Genomic DNA, 4,487 nt, shown 5'->3' with positions numbered 1-4,487 from the left:
GCGGGGGCCAAGAACGCGGCGCTGTCGGTCATGGTCGGTGGTAGCGAGGAGGACTTCGCCCGTGGCCGGGAGGTGCTTGAGCTGGTCGCGCACGGGTGCACCGACCAGGACGTCGCCGAGCGGCTCTCCATCAGCCGGCGCACCGCGGAGCATCACGTCGCCGCCGTGCTGCGCGCCCTGGCGGTCCCTTCCCGGCGGGAGGCGGCAGCAGCGGCACGACGGCGTGGCCGCCCCACCGACGGGCCGACGTAGGTGGCAGCAGCTCCCAACATGGGTAGCCGCTACCGATGACTCGGCCTCCCGGACGTTCCTAGCGTCGGCAGCGACGGAGATCCCGTCCCCGAGCCAGGGAGTCAGCCTCTGGGAGGACAGCACCATGACCGACACCACGACCACCGTGCGCAACGGTATCGACGTCAGCGCGCTGCTGGAGACCATCGCGGCCTGCGAGCAGGACCCCGCCGTCGGCACCTTCACCTTCCGCGCCAGCAGCCGCTGGCAGGACGGCACCCACAACGTCGGGGCCATCGCCTCCTTCTCCCACGCCGGGCAGGAGGACCAGAGCCGCACCGGCGCCTTCGAGCTGGACGGCGACGAGCCGCCGGTCCTGCTCGGCAGCAACCGTGGCCCCAACGCCGTCGAGCTGCTGCTGCAGGCGCTGGCCTTCTGCTACGCGGTCGGCTACGTGGCGAACGCCGCCGCGCGAGGCATCGAGATCACCCGGATGGACTACGAGATCGAGGGCGACCTCGACGTCCGGCGCTTCCTGGGGCTGCCCGGGCAGCGGCCCGGGTTCACCACGATCCGGGCCACCGGACGGGTCGCCAGCCCGAACGCCACCCGTGAGCAGCTGACCGAGCTGTGCCAGTACGTGCAGGACACCTCGCCGGTGCGGGACAGCCTGGCCAACGCGGTCGCGGTGGAGACCACCCTCGAGGTGCTGGAGGAGTCCTCGTGACCGCCCGGCCCCGAGGTGCGGCCCCGGCCGGGCCGGCGCCGGTCGACCGGGAGGACCTGACCCAGCGGGTGCAGGCCCTCTACGAGCAGGTCGCCCTCCACCCGGACTCCGGTTTCCACTTCGAGACCGGACGAGCGCTGGCCGAGCAGCTGGGGTACCCGGTGACGGACCTCGACGCCGTACCGGCGGAGGCGGTCGAGTCGTTCGCCGGCGTGGGGTACGCCTTCGACCTCGCCCAGCTGTCCGCCGGTGAGGCGGTGCTGGACCTGGGGTCGGGGGCAGGCACCGACGCGTTCGTGGCCGCCCGGCACGTCGGCCCCACCGGCCGCGTGGTGGGGGTGGACATGACCGAGGCCCAGCTGGCCAAGTCCGAGCGGCTGCGCCGCGAGGCGGGCCTGGAGCAGGTGAGTTTCGTGTCCGGCCGGATCGAGGAGCTCCCGTTGCCGGACGACTCGGTGGACGTCGTGATCTCCAACGGCGTGATCAACCTGGCGCCCGACAAGGCGCGGGTGTTCGCCGAGGCGGCCCGGGTGCTCCGTCCCGGCGGCCGGATGGCCCTCTCCGACATCGTCACCGCCGATCCCCTCACCGATGCCATCGTCGGTGACGTGGAGCTGTGGGCCTCCTGCATCGGGGGCGCCCCGCAGCGGCAGGACTACCAGCAGCTCGTCACCGCCGCCGGCCTGACGGTCGAGGTGGTCAAGGTCAACCCCTACCAGTTCCTGAGCGACCAGGCCCGCGGCGCCAGCCGCACCTACGGCGTGCAGAGCATCTCGCTGCGCGCCCGCGCCCCCGAGCAGGGGGGCGGAGGCTGAGCCGGCCACCCGCCCCCGACCGGGGCAGCGCCCAGCCCACCGCGCAGCGGCCGTCTGACGGCCGCTGCCGGTGCGTCCGCGTCCGGAGCGTCCGGATGGCACAGTGGTGCCATGAGCGAGGTCACCGTCGTGCAGCGCCCGGGAGAGTCCCGCTTCGAGGCTCACGTGGACGGCCAGCTGGCCGGCGTGCTGGTCTACCAGCAGGTCGGCACCACGCTCGACCTGGCCCACACCGAGGTCGACCCCGCCTTCGAGGGCCAGGGCGTCGCCTCCCGGCTGGTCGCCGGCGCGCTGGACCGGCTGCGCGGGTCAGAGCACCGCGTCGCCGCCAGCTGTCCGTACGTCCGGCGCTGGCTGGAGCGGCACGAGGACTACCGCGACGTGGTGAGCGGGTGAGCGGCGACCGGCTACTCGAGGCCTCGAAGGTGATGGGTGTCGTTGACGAAGGCCACCTGCACCGCGCCGTCGGGCCACAGCTCCAGGGCCGTCAGCGACGCCGGCGCGGTCGCCAGGGACCAGGCCCGCTCGTGGTCGATGCCGAGCACCTGGGCCAGCACGCACATCACCGGCTTGCGATGGGTGGCGACCACCACCGTGCCGCCCCGGGCCGCCGCACGCCGTAGCGCCGTCGCGACCCGCGCGGCCAGCTCCCGGTGGGTCTCGCCGCCGGGCCGGGCGTAGTCGGCGTCCCGCCGCAGCCGCAGCAGCTCCTGGGGGTAGCTCCGGGCCAGCTCGGCCATCGTCTTCCCGTCCCAGTCACCGAACGACTGCTCGTCCCAGTCGGCGTCGGTCTCGCACCGGACGCCCAGCTCGGCCGCGACCGCACCGCCGGTGCGGCGGGCCCGCGCGAGCGAGGAGGACAGCACGCTGATGGGGCCGGGCTCGGACCGGGCGAGCAGCTCGTGCACGGCCACGGCAGCCGCCCGCGCCTGTGCCAGGCCCCGGTCGTTCAGGTCCGGGTCGAGCCCGCCGCGGCCGTCGAGCGCGCGGGCGTCGGTGAGGTCGGTGACGCCGTGCCGGACCAGCACCAGCCGGCAGGCGCCCTCGAGCGTCGGCGTGGTCTCGCCGCTGACCAGCTCCTCGGTGAGCGGCACCACACTCGGGCCGAACGTCGCGTCGGCCTCGGCGACCGGGTCAGGCTGCTGCCAGCCGTCGCGGGCGACGGTCTGCCCGTCCATGCCCTGGTTGGCCAGCGCGTCCGCCCCGGCGTTCTCGCCCCGGCGTATCCAGCTCCACGTCACCGACCCGCCGGCGGCCTCGAGCTGGCGCACCAGGTCCTGGGCGCGCCGCGCCCGCTGCCGCATGTCCTCGTGCTTGATCCGCCACCGGCCGGCCATCTGCTCGATGACGAGCTGGGAGTCCATCCGCACCTCGACCGGCAGGTCGACCAGTCCCAGCTCGAGCACCGCCTGCAGCCCGGCCAGCAGCCCCTCGTACTCCGCGACGTTGTTCGACGCATGCCCCAGCGGTCCGGCCCGCTCGGCCAGCACCCGGCCGGCGTCGGGGTCGCGCACCAGCGCCCCGTACCCGGCGACGCCGGGGTTGCCGCGGGAGCCCCCGTCGGCCTCCACGACCAGCCGGGAGGGACGGCCGGACGGGCTCGGGCTCACAGTCCCGACTCGGGCGTGCGCACCAGGATCCGGCGGCACTCCTCGCAGCGGAGCACCTCGTCGGGGTCGGCCGCCCGGATCCGGCCCAGCTCCACGGTGTTCAGCTCCAGCTGGCAGCCGCCGCAGCTGCGTCGGGACAGCGCCGCCGCGCCCGTGCCGCTGGTCGCCCGGATCCGGTCGTAGAGCGCCAGCAGGTCGGCGGGCAGCTCGCCGACCACGGGCTCGCGGCTGCGCTCGACCTCCTCCCGCTGGCTGGTGAGCTCGCCGACGACCTCGTCCCGCTGGGCGGTGGCCCGCTCCAGCTGCTCGGCGACACCCGCCAGCCGCTCCTCGGCCCGGGCGAGCTCGGACTCGGCCTGCTCGGCGCGCTCCATCACCTCCAGCTGCTCGTCCTCCAGGGTGGACTGCCGCCGGGCCAGGCTCTCCAGCTCGTGCTGCAGCGCCTGCAGGTCCTTCGAGGAGCCGGTACCGGACTCCAGCCGGGCCCGGTCACGGTCGGCACGGTCGCGCACCAGCTGGACGTCGGACTCGGCCTTGGTCACCTCCCGCTCCAGGTCGGACAGCGCGGTCCGGGCCCGCACCACCTCGTCCTCGACGTCCTGGTGCTCACGGGCGAGCCGGTCCACCTCGGCCCGCTCGGGCAGCGTCCGCAGCCGGTGGTCCAGCTGGGACAGCCGGGTGTCCAGCGCCTGCAGGTCGAGCAGGCGCTGCTGCTGGGCGGGCTCGGCTCTCACAGCGATCCTCCGGTTCGGTCGGGGTCGGTTGGCGCTGCGCCCGCGTCGGTCTCCCCGGCCGGCGCCTGCTCAAGGCTCCGCGCGCCGACGACGAACGTCCACGGGTCGGTGCACACGCGGCTGACGGTGACGTTCACGCCGCCGGCCACGCTACCGGCCGGCGCGAGGCGTGCCCGCAGCCGCTCTGCGAGCGGCTCCAGCCAGAGCCGCTCGCTCGCGTAGTGGCCCGCATCGACCAGCGCGGGGCGCCCGCCGGTCAGCACCGCCTCCTCGCGGGCCTCCAGCGCGGGGTGGTGGCGCAGGTCGGCCGTGGGTGTCGACGGCAGCATCGAGGTCCAGCCAGCTGTAGTCAGCGCGAAAGCCGGTGCAC

At 74.8% G+C, this 4,487-nt stretch carries 7 protein-coding genes; 4 read left to right on the top strand and 3 right to left on the bottom strand.

The window, feature by feature from the left end:
* The 4 genes from GFJ45_RS15190 to GFJ45_RS15175 all read left to right on the top strand — a co-directional run.
* Window positions 1–252: LuxR C-terminal-related transcriptional regulator (locus GFJ45_RS15190; RefSeq protein ID WP_228387137.1), on the top strand; the 252-nt coding region annotated here is incomplete at its 5' end.
* Window positions 253–376: 124 nt separating this feature from the next.
* The gene (locus GFJ45_RS15185; RefSeq protein WP_153398693.1) at window positions 377–958 is read left to right on the top strand and encodes an OsmC family protein; all 582 of its coding nucleotides are present in this window, start codon (window positions 377–379) and stop codon (window positions 956–958) included.
* A complete protein-coding gene (locus GFJ45_RS15180; RefSeq protein WP_153398691.1) occupies window positions 955–1,773 on the top strand; it encodes a methyltransferase domain-containing protein in 819 nt (272 codons plus the stop codon). Before GFJ45_RS15185 ends, GFJ45_RS15180 begins: the two co-directional genes overlap by 4 nt.
* 111 nt (window positions 1,774–1,884) lie before the next feature.
* Window positions 1,885–2,169, top strand: a complete 285-nt coding sequence (locus GFJ45_RS15175; RefSeq protein WP_153398689.1) for a GNAT family N-acetyltransferase — start codon at window positions 1,885–1,887, stop codon at window positions 2,167–2,169.
* An 11-nt stretch (window positions 2,170–2,180) separates the two neighbouring features.
* Here GFJ45_RS15175 and GFJ45_RS15170 read toward each other — a convergent pair whose 3' ends face one another.
* From GFJ45_RS15170 to GFJ45_RS15160, 3 genes are all read right to left on the bottom strand, one after another.
* Window positions 2,181–3,383, bottom strand: coding sequence for a bifunctional RNase H/acid phosphatase (locus GFJ45_RS15170; protein ID WP_153398687.1), 1,203 nt, complete (start codon window positions 3,381–3,383; stop codon window positions 2,181–2,183).
* Window positions 3,380–4,117: a zinc ribbon domain-containing protein gene (locus tag GFJ45_RS15165; protein WP_153398685.1), complete on the bottom strand. Its 738-nt coding sequence runs from the start codon at window positions 4,115–4,117 to the stop codon at window positions 3,380–3,382. Before GFJ45_RS15165 ends, GFJ45_RS15170 begins: the two co-directional genes overlap by 4 nt.
* A partial coding sequence (locus GFJ45_RS15160; RefSeq protein WP_194288712.1) for a Nif3-like dinuclear metal center hexameric protein occupies window positions 4,114–4,487 on the bottom strand: 374 nt, incomplete at its 5' end. The genes GFJ45_RS15160 and GFJ45_RS15165, both read right to left, overlap by 4 nt.

Origin of the sequence: Ornithinicoccus halotolerans (genome assembly GCF_009602535.1) — a bacterium.
Lineage (GTDB): Bacteria > Actinomycetota > Actinomycetes > Actinomycetales > Dermatophilaceae > Ornithinicoccus > Ornithinicoccus halotolerans.
Note: the sequence above shows the minus strand (reverse complement) of the source record. Positions and strands in the feature narration are given on the sequence as shown.

Excerpts from the sequence above, each read along its gene's own strand:
- GFJ45_RS15175 (WP_153398689.1), top strand. The coding sequence starts at position 1,885 with ATGAGCGAGGTCACCGTCGTGCAGCGCCCGGGAGAGTCCCGCTTCGAG.
- GFJ45_RS15185 (WP_153398693.1), top strand. The coding sequence starts at position 377 with ATGACCGACACCACGACCACCGTGCGCAACGGTATCGACGTCAGCGCG.